Origin of the sequence: Chloracidobacterium sp. D (assembly GCF_018304685.1) — a bacterium.
Taxonomy (GTDB): Bacteria; Acidobacteriota; Blastocatellia; order Chloracidobacteriales; family Chloracidobacteriaceae; genus Chloracidobacterium; species Chloracidobacterium thermophilum.
In genome coordinates, this window is the sequence record NZ_CP072634.1 from 32,226 (window position 1) to 50,953 (window position 18,728).

Below are 18,728 nucleotides of genomic sequence, written 5' to 3' on the forward strand. Positions count from 1 at the left end.
GTGTGCCTGTGAGTGTGTAAGCCAGGGTGGTGCATGTGGCGTGTCGGCATCCCATTGTCATCATTGGCGGGTTTCTCGTGGACTGGACGGCCTACCAGCCGCTGGCCACGACATTGGAAACGGCCTGCCGCGTCCCGGTCGCCATTGTGCCCCTGACCCAGGCCAGTTGGCTCTATGCCTCGGTAACGGGCAGTTACCGCTCCCTTCTGGAACTGACGCAAACCACGGTTGAAAAAGCCTGCCGCGAACATGCGGCCGGGCGGCTCAACTTTGTCACCCACAGTGCCGGCGGCATCGTGGCGCGTCTGTATCTGGGCGATGAGAACTACGATGGCATTGCCTACCGCGGCCACCGGCGGACGGCTACGCTCATCACCCTGGGCTGTCCGCACACCAGTCTGCTTTCCTGGACGCGCCGCACCATGGATTTCGTCAACAGTTGCTATCCGGGCGCGTTCTACCGGACAGTGCAGTATGTGGCCGTCATCGGCCGCGCCATTCGCGGAGCTTTTCCCGGTACGCTGGCCGAAATGGCAGCCTATCAGAGCTACCGGCTGGTGTGCGGCGATGGCACGGTGTGGGGCGATGGCGTCGTCCCGGTCGAAAGTGGACAGTTGGACGGGGCGACGAACTACGTCTGCGAAGGCATCCAGCACGTGCCCAACCGGGCCGATGCGGACTGGTATGACGCCGTGCTCGCCCGGTGGGTCCGGCATCTGGAGTAAGTCCGGCATGCAAGGGAAATCATAGCTTATGAACAAGTGGCAGCTCTTCATTGCCGGGGAGTTTCGTCCGGGAGGCCGGCGGGAGTGCTTTCCTGATTATCATCCGGCAACCGGCGCGGTGACGGCAGAGGTGGCACTGGCAACACCGGACGATTGCGATGCCGCCGTTACGGCCGCCAAACAGGCTCTTTCTGCCTGGCGGCGTTTTCCGGTCGCCGAGCGGGCGCGGTTGCTGCGGCGCGTTGCCGAGGGGATCGAAGCGCGCAGCGCGGAGTTTTTGCAGGCTGAGGTCGCCGATACCGGCAAGCCCTGTGCGCTGGCGCGTACCCTGGACATCCCGCGTGGAGCGGCAAACTTCCGCATCTTTGCCGATCTGGCCGCCGGGTTGGCCACGGAATGCTTTGAAACGGCGACGGACGACGGCGCCGGGGCGCTCAACTACGGCCTGCGGCGGCCATTGGGCGTGGTGGGCGTCATTTGTCCGTGGAATCTGCCCCTGCTGCTGCTGACGTGGAAAATCGCACCGGCCCTGGTGATGGGCAATACGGTGGTCGTCAAGCCCTCGGAGGAAACACCGGCGACGGCGACGCTGCTGGGCGAGGTCATGACGGCGGCCGGTGTGCCGCCGGGCGTCTATAACGTCGTCCATGGCTTTGGCCCGGGAAGCGTCGGGGAATGGCTGGTGGCGCACCCGGATGTCGCTGCCATTACCTTCACCGGTGAAACCCGTACCGGACAGGCCATCATGCGGACGGCAGCCGCCCGGACGAAGCGCCTTTCGTTCGAGTTGGGCGGGAAAAATGCCGCCATCGTCTTTGCCGATGCCGATTTTGACCGCGCCGTGGCCGGCGTGGCGCGGTCGAGTTTTCTCAACGGCGGGCAGGTGTGTCTCTGTTCGGAGCGGGTGTATGTCGAGCGTCCGGTGTTTGAGCGTTTTGTTGAAGCCCTGGCGCTGGCCGCCCGACAGCTTCGGCCCGGGCCGCCTGAAGACGAGACCACGACGCTGGGCCCGTTGATTTCAGCAGCGCACCGGGAAAAGGTGCTTGGCTATTATGCGGCGGCGCGGGCGGCCGGGGCTGAAATCCACGCCGGGGGCGGCTGTCCGGCGCTTCCAGCGCCATACGATCAGGGTTACTTCGTCGAACCAACGGTCTGGACGGGCCTGCCGGAAGACACTCCCTGCATTGTCGAGGAAATTTTTGGCCCCGTCTGCCATGTCGCGCCTTTCGATACGGAGGAAGAAGCGGTAGCGCTGGCCAACGCCGGTGACTACGGCCTGTGCGCGGCGCTCTGGACGCGCGACCTGGCGCGCGCCCACCGGGTGGCGCACGCGCTCGACGTAGGTGTGGTGTGGATCAATAGCTGGTTTTTGCGCGACCTGCGGACGCCTTTCGGGGGCATGAAACTGAGCGGCATCGGACGTGAGGGCGGCCGCCACTCGCTCGAATTCTACTCGGAAATCAAAAATGTCTGCGTCAAGCTCTGAATGTCCGGCGTTGTGCGCCGCAAGTGCCAACAGGAGGTCGTGAAACGGTGAGTGAAAGGGCACAGGCTGCGTCTTGTCCAGTCGAACCCAAAACCGATGTTCAGCGTGAGGCGTTTGCCCGGACTCATGCGCGCCGCCGCAACGAGTGGAAACGCTTTTGGAAGGCTGGGGTAAAAGCCTTTGAGGCAGGCGATTACGAAAAAGCGCGGTTTCTTTTTTCTGACGCCGTACGCGAGGCGCGTCGCTTCGGTGAAACCGACCCGCGCTTTGCCACCTGTCTCAACAACCTGGCGATGACCTTCGATATGCTGGGGGAAACGGCGCAGGCCGAGGCCATTTATCGCCGGGCCATCGAAGCCGACGCCAAGGCACTCGAAATTCAGTACGGCGGCTTCGTCACCAGCCTCACCAACCTGGCGCAGATGCTGGCTGACGAAGACCGCATCGCCGAGGCCGTCCAGCTTTATGACCGCGCCATTGCTTTTCTGGAAGCGCTTCATGGCCACGACACGCTGCACATTGCGCCCCTGCTCAGCGAAATGGCGCGGATGTGCGACCAGGATGGCGACTACGCCCAGGCGGAAGCCGCCCTGCGGCGGGCGCTGGCCATTCGTGAGCACGCGCATGGGCCCGACGATCTCTCCGTGGCGGTTACGCTCAACAACCTGGCTGTCTCCTGTGATTTACGCGGCAAGTACGACGAAGCCCAGGCGCTGCTGGAACGGGCGCTGGACATCTTCGAGCGCCGTCTGGGGGAAAACCACCCGAAGGTCGCCGAAACACTCAAGAATCTTGGCGTGCTCCACGACCGGCAGGGGCGCCGCCTGCAAGCCGAAGCCTGTTTTGCACGGGCGCGTTCGATTCTTGAGCCTGACAGCCGGAGTTAGTTTGCTGGACCGGTTCCGGCTGCCGTTGGGTTGGGCGTCTGGTCACAGTCAGATGGTGGGGCCGGACTCTAGCTTGCCGTATAGTACGCGATAGTGTATAATAATGCTCTTGGAAAGCACTATAAGCACAGGCAAGGCGGCAAAACTCCTTGGTGTCTCGGTCAAGACGTTGCAGCGTTGGGAACGCGAAGGAAGGCTGATTCCGGTGGCCCGAACGGACAGCAACCGCCGCCTCTACACTGAGACGCAGATCCGTGAGTTCATCGGTTTGCGGCAGGCCAACCATGCGCCAACAAAGCTTGTCGCCTACTGTCGGGTATCGAGTGCGGCGCAGAAGCCGGACCTGGCGAATCAGCGCAAAGTGCTGGAAGAGTTCGTGGTGGCGAAGGTATTGGCGGGGGTCGGGTTTATCGGGGAAGTGGGCGGCGGGCTGGACTTCAGGCGCAAGCGGTTTCTGGCCCTTATGGACGAGATCGGGCGACGGGAAGTCAGGATGCTGATCCTCGCTCACCGGGACCGCCTCACCCGTTTCGGCTTTGAGTGGTTCGAACATGACGCCCAAACCCATGGCTGCGAAGTGCTGGTCCTCAACCAGGAACGGCTGTCTCCCGAACAGGAAATGGTGCAAGACTTGATGACCATCGTGCGCTGTTTTTCGTCCCGGCTGTACGGTTTGAGGAACTATCGAAAGAAGTTGAATGAAGCGCTGAAACAGGATGTAAATGACGTCAAAAAGGCCCAACAATGCAACTGACCCACAAGATCGCTCTTTGTCCGACTCCTGAGCAGGTGGACTGCTTCAAGCGCGCCTGCGGCACGGCGCGGCGTGTTTGGAACTGGGCGCTCAATGAGTGGAACAGGCAATACGCAGCAGGCGGCAGGCCAAACGCCATGGCGCTCAAAAAACAGTTCAACGCCATCAAGTACACCGACCCGCAGTGGCTCGATGAGAACGGTCGGCCTTGGTTGCAAGACATTCACCGGGATGCCCACGCCCAGCCGTTCAGGAATCCCGCCAAAGCCTGGGAACGGTTCTTCGCCGACCTCAAGGAGGGCAAAGAAGCGCACGAGCCACGGCTCAAGAAAAAGGGCCGTTGCCGCGACAGCTTTTACGTAGCCAACGACAAGTTCCGTCTGGTCGGTAAGACGATCCGCCTACCCAGGATCGGCGAAGTCGCCATGACCGAGGAACTGCGCTTCGCGGGCAGGATTTTGGGCGCAACGGTTTCTCGCACCGCGGATCGTTGGTTTGTGGCAATACAGGTCGAGGTGCCTGATGCGCAATTTTATCGGCGTCGCACGTCGCACGAGGTCAACGGCATCGACCTGGGCATCAAGGCTGCCGCAACGATCTCCAGCGGTGAAGTCATCGAGGCGCCAAAGCCGCTCAAAGCAGCGCTGCGCCGTCTGGAAATCCGTAGCCGACGTCTCAGCCGCAAGCTGGAAGCCGCCAGGAAGGCAGCCGGATTTGAACGCCATGCCCGCCTGCCTGAAGGAACGCGCCTGCCGGTATCGAACAACCGGCAGAAGTCCGCTGCGATATTGGCAAGGCTCTATGCCCGCATGGCCAATATCCGAGCGGATTTCACCCACAAGCTCACGACTCGACTCTGCCGCGAAAACCAAGCGTTAGTGATCGAGGATTTAAACGTCAAAGGGATGCTGCAGAACGAGAAACTCGCCCGCGCCATCTCTGACGTGGGTTTTGGGATGTTGCGCTCGCAGTTGGAATACAAGGCCCGGCGCTACGGTACTCAGCTTACCATCGCTGATCGCTGGTATCCAGGCAGCCGACTGTGCTCCATCTGTGGCTGGAAGAACGAGGCGCTGACATTGAGAGATCGAACATGGGTGTGTGCTCAATGTGGTGCGCACCATGACCGTGACCTCAATGCGGCGCTGAACCTGAAACGGCTGGCAACCGAAACTGCCCTACCCGTGGCGAGTCCGTCCAGCAATGGCGGCGCTGCGGCGGGGACCGTCCCCGCCGTAGTCGGGAAAGTCACGCCTGTCAGATACGACGGTGGTCAACAGGACACGTCGGGGCAGGAAGAGAACCGTGCGCACTTTTGCGCACATTCTTGATAGCAGAACTGTGGCTGACCGGAACGGCCAATGAGACCGTTCGGGTGGCCATGGTCTCCGCTGCGGCCTCACCGGCTGGGGCGTTGCCGGCCAGGGTGGCACCGGCGTTGGCAGGAAAAACCTTCATCTATGTTTCGTACACCCGAAGCACCGATTTCGAGTCGGCCTATCGTCATCCGATGAGTGAGATTGGGGACCTGGCCGACCTCGACTTTCAGCCCACACACTTCGAGTGTGAACTGGATAGTGATGACAGGTTTCTTTTCACCCGGGAATACCTCAAGGCGATTCACTTCGTTCACCGCCAGCATCGGACCTTGCGGTCCATCGAGTTTGGCCCATTGGTTGAGGCTGGGTCGGTCGGAATGCCTGCTTCAGATGACGTGTCCGGGCAATCAGGTAAGCTGCCCCCATGGGTGATTATTTATCCCGGAGCCAGGCTTTTGGCCAAAGCTGTGGATGCCAGGAAAACCTCCGGCACCCTCATTCTGGCCAGCGATCAGAGTCAGGAGCAGGTGTATGCGTTTTACAACCAGCAACTCAAGGAACAGTACCGGGGTTTTGGACTTGAACGGAGCAGTTGGTCGCAGGGTGTGGAGTTTTCGACGGCGGATTGGACGAACGGCACGGACAAGCTGCTCAGTGTCATCACCTTGCAGGACAAATCGCCCCAGACGGTGGTGCTGTTGCGGTACAAAGGGGAAGCCCCCAGAATCGTCAAGCCACAGCGCCGCCACCCGGCACACCCGCCAATACGCCGCTCCTGACCTACCCGTGGGTGCTTAGGAGTGATATGCAAACGCCTGTGCCGTCTGGTTGTCTCCGGTCAGATGGCTAGGGGGGAAGTAGAGTGGGGGGCACCGGGAGGGTGCCCTGTTCACCTGAGCTGACCAAAGCCGGACGCTGTTTTGGAAAATTACGGCCGTGTCCCAACCAGCGAAAACTGCACTGCGTGAGCCATCAGCACCGCTCATCCACATCGTGGATGATGACGACACGGTGCGGCGGTTGTTGACCATCCTGATGGAAAAAGAAGGTTTCCGGGTTGTGGCGCACCGCGACGGCCTCACGGCCCTGGAGCAGTCCCCGGCCCTTCAGCCGGACCTGGTGCTGCTCGATGTCGCCATGCCGGGGATGGATGGCATTACGCTCTGCCGCCATTTGCGCCAGCTTGACTCTTACCGACAGGTGCCCATTTTGATGCTCACAGGGCTGTCTGACGATGGCACCGTGGCGGCTGCTTACGCTGCCGGAGCCACGGACTACATTCCCAAACCCGTGCAGCCGGAGGTGCTCAGGCACAAGGTGAGCTACCTTCTCCACAGCCACCACATTGCGCGGCAACTTCGGGAAACCGAAAACAAACTGCGTTCGATCGTGCAGTATGCCAATGATGCCATTCTCGTGCTGGACGCGGCTTTGCACGTTCTGGAACTCAACCCGAAAGCCGAGGTGCTGCTGGGAGCCGGTGTGGTTGGGAAAGTGATCGGGGAGCTTCTCGATACCGAAGAATCCCTGGATACCCTCCTGCCACACATCACCCAGACCGGGAAGGTCATCGAAGCCAAAGTCAGAAACCGGGATGGCAGGACAGCCTTGGTTGAACTGACCAGCAGCGATTTTTACCTCGGCACGCATCGGCGCTACGTTCTCATTCTGCGCAACATCACCGGGCGCAAGCCTTCCGAAAAAACTTTGGAAGCTCCCAGCGACCTGCCGGACTCCCTGACGGCTGTGCCATCACAGGGCCGTGGCCCCTCTGAACAAGAGCCGGAGACATCCGACATTCTGGATGCTTTGCCTCTGGGACTCGCCCGGTTGAACCGCCGTGGACAGATCATCTTTGTCAACCGGCACCTGGCAGACCTGCTCGGCGAACGGCCATCCCGCTGTCTGGGGACTTCCGGGCGACGCTATGTGAGCCGCCTGAGTTGGGAGGGGTATGGGCCGGCCCTGCGCCGGTTTTTGTCCCAACGGCCGCTTTCCAGCACGGCTGGTGAGCCAGTCGTGCTCACGCAGAGCGTGGTTCTCAGAAAAGCTGATGGGTGTTTCTTCCCGGTCATCCTTTCCCTGATGCCTGTCCTTGGCAGGGATGAATGGCTTGCCTTGGTTGAAGACCGCACACGTCACCAGAAGCTCGAAGAAAGGCTCCAGCGCCTCAATGAAGAATGGGTCGTGGCTGTGAATGCCCTTTCAGACATGATTCTGCTCGAAGACAGAGCGGGGCGGATTCGGCGCTGCAACCGTGCTGTGGCGGAGTTTCTCAACCGTCCTCACTCGACCATCATTGGACAATCCTCAGCCGCACTGTTCTGGGGGGCAACGGAAGGGTCATTGGCGACCTGCGTCCAACATCCGGCAGCGTTCCAGTTTCCCACCAGCGACCGCTGGTTTCGGATGAATAGCTACTGGATTAACCAGGAGCGCGGGATTGGAACCGGTTGGGTGCATATCATCACGGACATCACTTCCCAGCGGCGCAGCGAACTGGAACGGGGCAAGCTGATCCGGGCCATCGAGCAGGTCGGAGAGGCGGTCGTGACCTTCGACCGGCACGGCCGGGTCCAGTTCTGCAATCCGGCTTTCGAGCAGCTCACCGGAATGCGGAGCTGGGAGGCCATCGGTCATTCATTCAACCGGTTGGGCTTTGGACCGGTTGACCCGGCCGTTCGCCGGGACATCCTGCGCCATCTTGTCCGTGGAAAGGGCTGGTGCGGGCGCTACCTGGCACGCCGCCGCGACGGGAGTACCTATCCGCAGCAGGCGACCATTTCACCGGTGCGCGATGCCCAAGGGCAGTTGCAGAACGTGGTCGTGGTGTGTCGGGACGTCACCGAGCAACTCCGCTACGAAGCCATCGCTGAAGCCGTGAACGTAATGGAGAACGCGAGCCACATTTTTTCTGCCATCCGCCACGAGATGGGTAATCCCATCAACTCCATCAAAACGGCACTCACCGTTCTGCGGCAGGCACAACCGCTGTCTTCCGAGGCTGTCACTACCTATGTCGAGCGATGCCTGTCAGAAATCGGGCGCGTGGAATATCTGCTGCGCGCCCTGCGCTCTTTCAGCCTGTACGAAACGCCCGAACTCCAAGCCCAGCCGCTGCTGCCTTTTCTGGAGCGCTTCTGCGCCCTTGTCAAGGATGACCTGGCCGCGCAGGGAGTGGATTTTCAACCCTGCCTCGCCTCCGACCTGGGATGGGTCAACTTCGATGCGCGGGCGCTGCATCAAGCCCTGATGAACCTCATCTCGAACGCTGTGGATGCCTTGTCATCAGTGCCGGAGCCGCAGGTTATCCTGACGGCCCGGTGCCATCGTCGGCTGATCGTCATTGAAGTACGCGACAACGGGCCGGGCATCGCGCCAAAACACCGCGACCACATCTTCAAACCGTTTTACACCACCAAGCCCCAGGGAACGGGACTTGGGTTGGTCATTGCCCGGAAGTTGCTTTCCAAAATGCGGGGAACCGTCGAGCTTCAGTCGCCGCCCACGGGAGGCTGTGTGGCCATCGTCACCCTGGAAGCTCTGCACGAAAATGATGCCTGACCGGACACAGGGCAGATCGGCTTTCGGTCGGCGGGCGGATGTGGTTTGCTAAATCAAACATCCTGTGGACTTTGCCTGACAGAAAGCAGCCATGAGAAAGCTTTTCATTACCGGAGCAAGTGGTTTTGTCGGACAGGCGCTGTTGCCGGCGCTCAAGCTGGAAGGGTATGACATTGCGGCTTTGTCACGAAAGGTGCGTGATACATCGAGTGGCGTCCGCTGGGTGCTCGGGGACCCGGTGACGGTGGATGACTGGCAACGGGAAGTGGATGGCGCTTTTGGCCTCATCAATCTGGCCGGAGAACCCATCATCGGGAAGCGGTGGACGCCGGAGCAGAAACAAGCGCTGCGCGACAGCCGCGTGGTAACAACCCAGAATCTGGTTACAGCCATTGCCCAGGCCAAGCAAAAGCCGTCGGTTCTTGTGTCAGCTTCGGCCATCGGGCTGTATCCCAAAAATGAGGAAACCGAACTCGATGAAACCAGCCGCCCGGCCGACGACTTTCTGGGGAAGCTCTGCCAGGAGTGGGAAGATGCAGCCAAGGTCGCCGAGGTTCACGGTGTCCGTACGGTGCTGCTGCGGATCGGGGTCGTTCTGGGGCGCAACGGCGGCGCGCTGGAGCGGATGTTGCCCATCTTCAAATGGGGGTTGGGTGGGCCGTTGGGTAGCGGCAACCAGTGGTTTTCCTGGATTCACATTGCCGATGTGGTCGGCCTCATCCTGTGGGCGCTGGCGTCCGGGCAGGTGCGGGGTCCCGTCAATGCTGTGGCGCCGAATCCGGTGCGGATGAAGGACTTTGCTTCAACGCTTGGAAAGGTTTTGAACCGTCCGGCCTTTCTGCCAGCGCCGTCCTTTGCACTCAATCTCGTCCTTGGCGAATCGGCTCAGGTGATACTCGATGGGCAGCGTGTTCTGCCCAAAGCTGCCCTGCAACAGGGCTACACCTTTCGTTTTCCAGAGCTGGAAGCCGCCCTGCGTGACCTGACGACCTGACTGGATTTGGCCGACTACTACCCGGTCAAGCGGGTTTTGGCTGTTTCTCGTGCTGTCCGTTGTGCGGCAGTCCGCTGGGTGGTCGCCGGCCGTGACTGCTGTGCGTGGGGATTGCCCCGACGGACGACGACCACTGTCATGTCGTCTGCCTGTTCGGCTTCGCCCATGTGCCGCCGGACATCCGAGATGATAGCTGTGCACAGGTCGTGGGCGCTCTGCTGGTCAGCCTTCTGCTCCATGAAGTCGTCAATCAAATCCCGCAGCGCCTCGTAGCCATAGGGAGACCCGTATTCGTTCAGGGCTTCGATGATCCCATCGCTGGCGAGCACAAGAAACTCCTGCCCTTCGATGTAGAGCTGCCCACCCTGGTATTCATCGTAGGTTGCCCGGCGCAGGCTCCCCAAGGGGAGTCCACGAACGTCAAGTAATTCGACGTAAGGACGCTCGCGGCTGGCATAGTGCCAGCGCCCCACTACGGGAAAGCCGGCGTTGGCGACCGTGAAGCTGCCGGTGGCCAGATCGAGCTGCGCATAAACTGCCGCTACAAACATGCGGACGCGCTTCATGTCCGGGTAGAGCAGCTCGTTGAGCCGGGTGAGCATGGCGGCGCAGCCCAGTTCGTTTTCTTCCGCCTCGCTCCGAAAGGCGGTAAGCGCCACGGCGGTAAACACGGCACCGGAGACACTTTTGCCGGATACATCGCCGGCAAAGATACCCAGCTTGCCATCCGGCCCGAGGAAGAAATCATAGAAGTCACCACCGACTTCCCGTGCCGGCACGCTCAGGGCGGCAATGTCCCAGCCGTCGAGCCGAGGGGGTTCGGGTGGAAGAAATGACATTTGAATCTGGGTCGCCAGGGCAAGCTGCCGCGCGTGCCGCTGCTCCTCAAGGAAGTGGTCAAGTGGGATGGGTTGTCGGTCGCGCTCACTTTCAGGTGGACGCCAAGCGAGGGCGGTGGCCGCAAAGGGCAGTCCCACCAGCAGGGTGGGAACCCAGGGCGAGAGGCCAAGCATGGGCAGTGTGGCCGCAACAATCGCCAGGCTCGTTGCCTGATACACCCACACGGCGCAGAGTGTCGCCCACAGGCCAAACCGCTCAAGCGTCGCCACCAGAACGAGCGCCAATACGGCCTGGTGCAGGAAAAGCCAGGGCTGCTCCAGCGCCGATGGCAGGACGGGGGTCAGCGAGTCGCGCCACCCTACGCTGCCCAGAAGGGCGATAATGCCCAGGGACAACCAACGTGGCCGGCGCAGCCAGTCCACAAGTACGACCCAGGCAAAAGCCACCATGACCAGCCCCAGATCAAAGGTATTGCCCACCAGCGTCCCCACCATCAGCAGGCCTGGCGACCAGGCATCGAGCAGCAGCCGAAGATTGTCGTTGACGTTTCCGGCAACCGGAAACAGGTCAGCCAACAACCAGTGCACGAGACCCGTCAGTCCCAACAAAAACCAGCCTACCCCGCCGCCGATAAGTCCGCGCTGGAGACTCGTCGTGTATGGCACGCGGCGCAGGAGCAGGATGGCCCGGAAGACTTCCGTACGCGGGCGCTGGGTGTCGTACTCAATGTGCAGCAGTGCAGCGCACACTACCCAGACCACAGCCATGCCCAAGAGAAGTGTCGCCAGGCTGGAGATGACATAACCGCCTAACGTCCCAAGGACAAACTGCGTGCTTTGCACCCTGGCCAGCCGGTCCGGGGCACTATCGGCGACCGGGTTTTCAAACAGGGCCGGGCCGATGGAATACGGCAGTGACGGAGCGAGAACAAAGAACCAGGCAATTCCCACTACCACTGCTGCCACGGTCGGGACACGCCAGAGAATGACGTGGCGGCGGGAGGTTTTCAGCAGATAGACGGCAGCAGTGATGAGCAGAATCGTCTGGATCGGCAGCCCAAGGAGGAGATAGATGATTTTTGAATCGAAGGGGCGGGCCCAGCCGCTTGTGGTGGGCTGAAGCCGGTGTTGAAAATACCACACGGTTTCACCGCGCAGCCGGACGAGCACCACGCGCGTCAGTTCGGGCAACTCCGGGAGCGGCTGCTGCCACCGCACTTCCGTCTCCGGCTGGCCGGGAACATGTTCGACCTGGGGCGGGCCCAGCCAGAACAGTCCGAGGCTGGTGCTGCTGTCGAGAAAAGCCCGCGCCCGTGCAATGGCGACATCCGCTGCCGGCAGTTCGGCCGTGGAAACCGGTATGTCGCCGTTGAGATAGCTGATGAGTTCCCCGCTGTTGGAAAGCCCCACCTGGGCTGCCAAGCTTCCATTAGGACGCAGCCACACCACATAGTCAATCACCACTGGAAGGTGGTACTGGGCGACCAGGCGTTGGAGATTGGCTTCCGGCCGGTGCTGGCGAAGGGTTGCGAGCGTGACCTGATCAAGCTGGAGCACGCGGAGCGTCAGGCTGCGCGGCAGAGATTGTCCCGTCTGCCGGTTGAAGAAGTCATAGGCCAGGCGGGTGTTGGCCTCACGGTCCAGCCCATTGAGCAGCACCGGTTCCGGGATGGCCTGGCTGGTTAGCAGGAGACCCAGAAAGAGACCAACCAGCGCCGCTATGGCAAGCGCCGCAATGGGTGGAAAGGGCAACGGGCTGGTCGAAGCAGACATGTAGCAGCGACTTCACAAATGCGCACAACCCCAAGACCCGGTGTGCCCCGGTGAAACTCATCCGTGCCTTTTCAGCCGAGCGGCGGCCGCACCCTTCAGAGAAGGAGATTCGTCGCCAGAGGTATCCACTCAGGCGGACTTCTTCTTGCTGGCCTTGCTCTTGGCAGACGTGGCAGCTTTGGGCTTTGAGGGCGGTGCGGCTGGTGCCGGGTCAAGCGTGACTGGAGGGAGAGCTTGGTCTGCGGCAGTTACGCCCGCCGATGATTTGCGTTTCCGCTTGGGTGAGCCAGGGGGAACAACTTCGGCTGCCGGACTTGCCGCCGTGGAAGGCCCTACCGTTGCAGAAGCGTCCGGTGCTGGTGTTTCCGGCGCAGCCGCTTCCGTCGTTGCCGCCTTCTTGCGACGGGCACTTGACTTTTTCACCTCACTTCGGGGGGGATTCAACGCCTTGGCAAGGGACGGGGGAAGCACGACCGCCGGTATGGCTTCCTCGGCCATCGCGCCCTCACTGATGGCGGCGTTCATCTTCTGGCGGCGTCTGATCTCTTCTTCAACCAGCCTGTCAAGCACTTCATTTTCGGCGCGAAACCAGTCTTCAGCCATGTGCTGTGGCGTGCTGTATCCACGCTCGAGGGAAAGCTGGTGCGCCCGCCGGCGAATGGCGTCCACGACCGCGCTGTCCTGAAGCAACGACTGACGAACTTGCTTGGTATCCATCATTTCTGTGCTTGGTTCCTCCCTAGGCCTCCCAACTGCACGCCGTGCCATTGAACGATGATGTTGGGTTGGTAAACCGGCGCGCTTGACAAGGAGCGCAAAAGTGCGAGTCGTCCTGTATGTATGCACAAACCGGAGATTTTCTTGGACGACTGTTGGCAAACACACTACCATGCGACATCTGCTTTGAAAACCCTGGGTGGGCTGTGCTGGTTTTACCAAGCAGTTGTGAACCCTGTGGCGCGCGCGCCGGACAAGAGCCGATGCAGTAAGGGGGATGAGCTGGGACTGTCATGGCTGATCGTGTGCCGTCCATCCTTATCGTGGATGATGAGTTGAGTATGCGTGAACTGCTCGACCATGTGTTTCGGCGGGCAGGCTACCGCACCTTCGTCGCGGCCAATGGGGCACAGGCCCTGGAAGCTCTGCGGGGAACGGTGTTTGACGTTGTCCTGTCGGATGTCAGGATGCCGCGTCTGTCCGGCACCGAACTGCTGCACGAATGCCGCCAAATCTCACCCGATACGGTGGTTATCCTCATGACGGCCCATGGCACGGTCGAGCAGGCGCGCGAAGCCTTCAAACTCGGCGCGGACGACTTCATCCAGAAGCCGTTCGACATTGACGAACTCAAGCTCATCGTCAAAAACGCGCTGGAAAAAAGTCTTCTGCGCCGGGAAGTCGCCCTGCTCAAACGCGAACTGGGCGATCGCACGCGGCTGGAGAACATCATCGGGCGCAGCCGCCCCATGCAGGAAGTGTTGCGACTCATCCAGACCATCGCCGGTACGAACAGCACGGTACTCATCACGGGTGAATCCGGCACCGGCAAGGAACTCGTCGCCCGTGGCATCCATGCCTGCAGCCCGCGCAGCGAACGCCCCTTTGTTTCCATCAACTGCGGCGCGTTCACGGAAACCCTCCTCGAATCGGAACTCTTTGGCTACATGAAGGGTGCCTTCACCGGTGCCACCACGAACAAAAAAGGACTGTTCGAGGCCGCTGACGGCGGCACGCTGTTTCTCGATGAGATCGGCGAAATGAGCCTGGGGATGCAGGTCAAGCTGTTGCGCGCCCTGCAGGAACGCTCGATACGGCGGGTGGGCGGTACGGAAGAAATCCCGGTGGATGTGCGGGTCGTTGCCGCCACCAACCGTGATCTTTCCCAGATGGTCGAAGCCGGAACTTTCCGCAAAGACCTGTACTTCCGGGTCAACGTCATTCCCATCAACGTTCCACCGCTGCGCGAACGGCGGGAGGACATCCGCGAGCTGGCGCTGCACTTCCTCAAAAAGTACGGACAAAACCGCACCCCGCCGGTGACAGCCATTGCCGAAACGACACTCAAGTACCTTGAAAATTACTCATTTCCGGGGAACGTCCGGGAGCTGGAAAACCTCATCGAGCGGGCCGTGGCCCTGGAGCCAACCCACGAAATCCAGCCGGAGCGCCTGCCGGAAACCGTGCTGCGCTACGACCCGGCGCGGACGGCTTCCGTCTTCGATCTGCCGGAGCAGGGCATTCATCTCGAAAACTTCCTGATGGAAATCGAGAAATCCTATATTTTGCAGTCTTTGCGGCGGACGCGGGGCAATCAGACCAAGGCGGCGGAGCTGCTTCACATGTCGGTGCGCAGCCTGCGCCACCTGCTCGACAAGCACAAAATTCGCCATACGGCGAGTATGTTCCGTGAAAGTGGGGCCTTTCGTACAGGCGACGCCTCGGATGCCCCATAAGTTCACGCCCCGGATGCCCTGCCCCCCGCAGGGAAAACAGGCCGGCCGGCTCCCCCTGCCGGTTCGCGTTTCCGCGCCGGTCGCGGACACCTCATTTCCCCACCTGCTGGAAACATGAAAAAAATCCTCATTGCGGGCGGCGGGCTGGCCGGTCTCGCGGCCGCCTACGATATGGCCCAGGCCGGCTGCCAGGTTGAAGTCTTTGAGTCGCGCCCGGTGCTGGGCGGGAAGGTTTCATCCTGGAAAGATGCGGACGGCGACTGGATTGAGTCCGGGCTGCACGTCTTTTTCGGCTGCTACGAAGAGTTGTTCAAGCTCATGCGCGCCGTCGGAGCCGATAGCTATCTCCGGTGGAAAGCGCCGGTGTGCCATTTCACCCTGCCGGGAGGCGTCACCTACGACATCGTTTCCTGGCGTGGTTTGCCCTTTCCGCTCCACCTGCTGCCGAATCTCGTCACGGCCAGTCAGTTTTCGCTGGGCGAAAAACTCGCCTACGGACGCGCCCTGCTGCCAGTTCTTTTCGGAGACAGCCGCTACGCCGACGCCCAGGATGAAATCAGTTATGCCGACTGGCATCGGCAGCAGGGATTGGGGAACAACCTGCTGGGTGGGATGCTTCTGCCCCAGACGCTGGCGCTGAAGTTCCTGCCGCCGGAAGAGCTTTCGGCACAGGTCGTCCTGAACGTGTTTCGCCTGTTTCTCCGCCGCGACGACGGCTTTCAGGTTGCCTTTCTCGAAGGTTCGCCGGAAGAGTGCCTTGTGCAGCCGCTGGTTCAGGCGATTACACGCGCCGGCGGGCGCATTCACACCGGGCGCAAGGTCACGCGGATTGAGCTGGATGCCGTCGGGCACGTCCGTGGTTTCGTGGTGGATGAGACGCTGCACACGGGTGATGCGTATCTGTGCGCCCTGCCGGTACATCAGATGAACCGGCTCATTCCGGCCGCCTGGCGGGCGCAGTATCCGTACTTCGATCACCTGCGGCATTTCGTCGGCGTGCCGGTGATGAACGTCCAGCTTTGGCTCGATGGACGCCTGACCGAACGGGACAACCTGCTCTTTGGCGGCGCGGGACTGACGCCGGTTTATGCCGACATGCGTCTGACGACGCCGCGCTATGCCCCGGCCAGCGGCAACACCCTGCTTGAAGCCGTGGTGGCGCCAGCGCGCGAACTGATGGCGCTGAGTGATGCCGAAGTCGTGGCGGCTGTGTGGGAGCGGATGAAGTCGTATTACCCGGCGGTCGCGCCGCACCTCAACATCGTGAAGTCCTCTGTGGTGCGGATTCCCCAGTCGGTCTATCACCCCAAGCCCGGACTGGAGCGATACCGTCCCACGCAGGCTTCGCCGGTGCCCAACTTCTTTTTGGCTGGCGGTTTTACCCAAGGGCACCGCTTCTTTGACAGCATGGAAGGGGCCGTGGCCAGCGGGCGGCTGGCCGCCAAAGCCATGCTGGCCTATGTGCAGACTGGCCGGGCAGCCGCAGCGTGAAGGTTACTCGGAAGCCCCCTTGGCTTTGGCTGTGGCTTCCGGCGCGGTTGCCGCAACGCGGTGGGGCATGAGGATGGCGCGCAGTTCCCGTTCGAGCTGTTCGCGCAATGCCGGATTGGCGGCCAGCGCCTGCTTGGCATTTTCGCGTCCCTGTCCCAGGCGTTCGCCGCCTTTGATGGAAAACCAGGCGCCGCTTTTCTCGATGAGTTTGTGTTCCACGCCGAGGTCCAGCAGGTCGCCTTCGCGGCAAATGCCCTTGCCGTAGATGATGTCGAATTCAACTTCCTTGAACGGTGGCGCCAGCTTGTTTTTGGCAATTTTGGCTTTGGTACGGCTGCCGATGATTTCCTCGCCGTCCTTGATCGAGGCCGTGCGGCGGATGTCAATCCGTACCGAGGCGTAGAACTTGAGCGCCCGGCCGCCGGTGGTCGTTTCCGGTGATCCCCACATCACGCCGATTTTTTCCCGAATCTGGTTGATGAAAATCAGGCAGGTGTTTGTACGGTTGGCGACGGCGGTCAGCTTGCGCAGGGCCTGGGACATCAGCCGTGCCTGAAGGCCCGGCAGGGCATCGCCCATGTCGCCATCGAGTTCGGCTTTGGGAACGAGTGCTGCCACAGAGTCCACAACCACGAGGTCGAACGCTGCCGAGCGGACAAGAGCTTCTGCAATTTCCAGCGCCTGCTCACCATTATCCGGTTGCGAGACAAAGAGGTTTTCAATATCCACGCCGAGTTTGGCGGCATAGCCCGGATCGAGCGCATGTTCGGCATCAATGAAGGCCACCTGTCCGCCGGTGCGCTGGGCTTCGGCGGCAACGTGCAGGGCCAGCGTCGTTTTGCCGCCGGATTCCGGCCCGTAGATTTCAACGATCCGCCCCCGGGGCACACCACCAATGCCGATGGCCGCATCAAGGCTGAGGCAGGTCGTGGAAATGGCCGGCACCTCAATGGCCTGCCGCTCGCCCAGGCGCATCACGACACCCTTGCCAAACTGCTTTTCGAGGCTGGCGATGGCGGCATCAATGGCTTTGTTGCGTTCCTGTCGTGTGTCCGTCATGGGTGGCTCTCGCTTTGCAAAAGGAAAGTCGGGAAGGTTTGGAAGGAAAAACCAGAAATGGACTTTGAACCTTACCTGCCCGGCACTAGATTGAAAAGAGCAGGCTGTGAGTCTGTCCCTCGTCCGGTGGTACGGGCAAGGGGCCTGCAAGGATTTAATGCTTCCGCCCCGGTGGCTGGCGGGTCCGGGTTCAGGTTTTTGAGTTTTTCAGATGTTGTGTTGGTGATCGCGAGTTTCAGGAGGTCTTCCCATGGCGGCTCCCGGCAATCCCTTTGTGTCCATGGCGGCGCGTCCCAGTGAGCAGACCCGTGGGTTGTGCCCGGCGCTGGCGATGTATTTGTCCTGTGTCAACTGTCCGTTTGTGGCGGCCTGTCCCTACAAAACCCGGCTGGGCGATTTTGGTGTGGAGGCGGCGGCTCAGGAAAATGAGGCGCGTGACCGGGCGCAACGGCTCATGACGGTGCTGTGTAACGAAGGTGCGCCGGATGCCCAGCGGCAGCAGGCGGCCGATGAAGCGGCGGCTTGGCTGGAGGCGGACACCGGGCTGTTGCCCCACATCCGGGGGGCGCTGGCCATTGCCTTGGGGGACTACGGCGACGTACGCGCCTTCGAGCCGCTGGTGGCCACGCTGGGCGATCTGCGGCTTGGTGAGCAGCAGTCTTTCCTGCGTGAGGATGCGGCTTTGACGCTGGGCGATATGAATGACGCGCGCGCCTGCGAACCTTTGACCCACTGGCTGACGGACTGGCGGCCGGGGGTACGTTTTGCCTGCGCTGTTGCGCTGGGGCGGCTCGGTCTGCCGGAGGCGGTTCCGGCGTTGAAGTCCCTGCGGGATATTCGCATTGGTGATGATTTCGGGCAGCTCAACGAGCAGGTGCATGAGATGTGCCTGCATGCCCTGGCACTCCTGGGCGAGGCCGAGGTGCGCGAACCGTTGGAGCAGCTTCTGACGGCGGAACGGCGGGTGGCGCTGTCACGCGCTGAAATCGTCTTTGCTCTGGGCGAGCTGGGGGACACGGCGAGTGTGCCGGCGCTCGAAGCCCTTTATGCGAGTGAGATTGGCGAGGGATTGCGCCACTACACGGCGATTGCCCTGGGCCGGCTTGGCCGGGACACGCGCGAGCTGGTGCATCCCCTGCTGGCGGCGGAGGATGAAGACCTGGCGTTGCACGCGGCGCGGGCTTTGGCGGCATTGGGTGATGAACGGGCTATCGAGCCGCTGGTGCTGCGCGGGTTGACCTGCCGCCGTGGGTACATCCGCCGGTTGTCAGTTCAGGCGCTTCGTCCGTTTCTGGGGCAACCGGCGGTACGGGCGGCGCTGGAAGCCTACGCCGAGCAGGAGCCGGTACCGAGCCTGCGCCAACGGCTGGCACTGGGCGCATAG

14 protein-coding genes are annotated in these 18,728 nt (G+C 61.5%); 11 read left to right on the forward strand and 3 right to left on the reverse strand.

The features are described from left to right. Positions 1-26: 26 nt before the first annotated feature. The 8 genes from J8C01_RS00130 to J8C01_RS00165 all read left to right on the forward strand — a co-directional run bounded on the left by J8C01_RS00130 (position 27) and on the right by J8C01_RS00165 (position 9,729). The gene (locus tag J8C01_RS00130) at positions 27-725 is read left to right on the forward strand and encodes an esterase/lipase family protein (protein ID WP_211431975.1); all 699 of its coding nucleotides are present in this window, start codon (positions 27-29) and stop codon (positions 723-725) included. Positions 726-753: 28 nt separating this feature from the next. After that, the gene (locus tag J8C01_RS00135) at positions 754-2,211 is read left to right on the forward strand and encodes a 2-hydroxymuconic semialdehyde dehydrogenase (protein WP_211431976.1); all 1,458 of its coding nucleotides are present in this window, start codon (positions 754-756) and stop codon (positions 2,209-2,211) included. A gap of 47 nt (positions 2,212-2,258) precedes the next feature. Then, positions 2,259-3,098, forward strand: coding sequence for a tetratricopeptide repeat protein (locus tag J8C01_RS00140; protein WP_211431977.1), 840 nt, complete (start codon positions 2,259-2,261; stop codon positions 3,096-3,098). 103 nt (positions 3,099-3,201) lie between these two features. After that, positions 3,202-3,852 carry an IS607 family transposase gene (locus tag J8C01_RS00145; RefSeq protein WP_211431978.1) on the forward strand — a complete coding sequence of 217 codons (651 nt, stop codon included), beginning with the start codon at positions 3,202-3,204 and terminating at the stop codon, positions 3,850-3,852. Beyond that, entirely contained in the window at positions 3,843-5,183 is a 1,341-nt protein-coding gene (locus tag J8C01_RS00150) for an RNA-guided endonuclease InsQ/TnpB family protein (RefSeq protein WP_211431979.1), read from the forward strand. The genes J8C01_RS00145 and J8C01_RS00150 overlap by 10 nt, the downstream gene beginning before the upstream one ends. Beyond that, positions 5,168-5,950 carry a hypothetical protein gene (locus tag J8C01_RS00155; RefSeq protein WP_211431980.1) on the forward strand — a complete coding sequence of 261 codons (783 nt, stop codon included), beginning with the start codon at positions 5,168-5,170 and terminating at the stop codon, positions 5,948-5,950. The genes J8C01_RS00150 and J8C01_RS00155 overlap by 16 nt, the downstream gene beginning before the upstream one ends. A gap of 157 nt (positions 5,951-6,107) precedes the next feature. Further along, positions 6,108-8,735 carry a PAS domain S-box protein gene (locus tag J8C01_RS00160; protein ID WP_211431981.1) on the forward strand — a complete coding sequence of 876 codons (2,628 nt, stop codon included), beginning with the start codon at positions 6,108-6,110 and terminating at the stop codon, positions 8,733-8,735. A gap of 91 nt (positions 8,736-8,826) precedes the next feature. Continuing rightward, on the forward strand, positions 8,827-9,729 hold the full coding sequence (locus tag J8C01_RS00165; protein WP_211431982.1) for a TIGR01777 family oxidoreductase: 903 nt from the start codon (positions 8,827-8,829) through the stop codon (positions 9,727-9,729). Between the two features lie 17 nt (positions 9,730-9,746). Here J8C01_RS00165 and J8C01_RS00170 read toward each other — a convergent pair whose 3' ends face one another. Further along, the gene (locus tag J8C01_RS00170) at positions 9,747-12,341 is read right to left on the reverse strand and encodes a PP2C family protein-serine/threonine phosphatase (protein ID WP_211431983.1); all 2,595 of its coding nucleotides are present in this window, start codon (positions 12,339-12,341) and stop codon (positions 9,747-9,749) included. A gap of 129 nt (positions 12,342-12,470) precedes the next feature. Next, positions 12,471-13,061 carry a hypothetical protein gene (locus tag J8C01_RS00175; RefSeq protein WP_014098555.1) on the reverse strand — a complete coding sequence of 197 codons (591 nt, stop codon included), beginning with the start codon at positions 13,059-13,061 and terminating at the stop codon, positions 12,471-12,473. 290 nt (positions 13,062-13,351) lie between these two features. On the opposite strand from J8C01_RS00175, the gene J8C01_RS00180 reads away from it, so the two are divergent. Both J8C01_RS00180 and J8C01_RS00185 read left to right on the forward strand, forming a co-directional pair. Continuing rightward, complete coding sequence (locus J8C01_RS00180) at positions 13,352-14,794, forward strand: sigma-54-dependent transcriptional regulator (RefSeq protein ID WP_211431984.1); 1,443 nt, start codon at positions 13,352-13,354, stop codon at positions 14,792-14,794. A 114-nt stretch (positions 14,795-14,908) separates the two neighbouring features. Next, positions 14,909-16,285 (forward strand): FAD-dependent oxidoreductase, encoded by a 1,377-nt coding sequence (locus J8C01_RS00185; RefSeq protein WP_211431985.1) that lies wholly within the window; start codon positions 14,909-14,911, stop codon positions 16,283-16,285. A 3-nt stretch (positions 16,286-16,288) separates the two neighbouring features. On the opposite strand, the gene recA is transcribed toward J8C01_RS00185, so the two are convergent. Further along, positions 16,289-17,344 carry a recombinase RecA gene (gene recA, locus J8C01_RS00190; RefSeq protein WP_014098558.1) on the reverse strand — a complete coding sequence of 352 codons (1,056 nt, stop codon included), beginning with the start codon at positions 17,342-17,344 and terminating at the stop codon, positions 16,289-16,291. A 250-nt stretch (positions 17,345-17,594) separates the two neighbouring features. Between recA and J8C01_RS00195 the strand changes: the two genes are divergently transcribed. Further along, positions 17,595-18,728, forward strand: a complete 1,134-nt coding sequence (locus J8C01_RS00195) for a HEAT repeat domain-containing protein (RefSeq protein ID WP_014098559.1) — start codon at positions 17,595-17,597, stop codon at positions 18,726-18,728.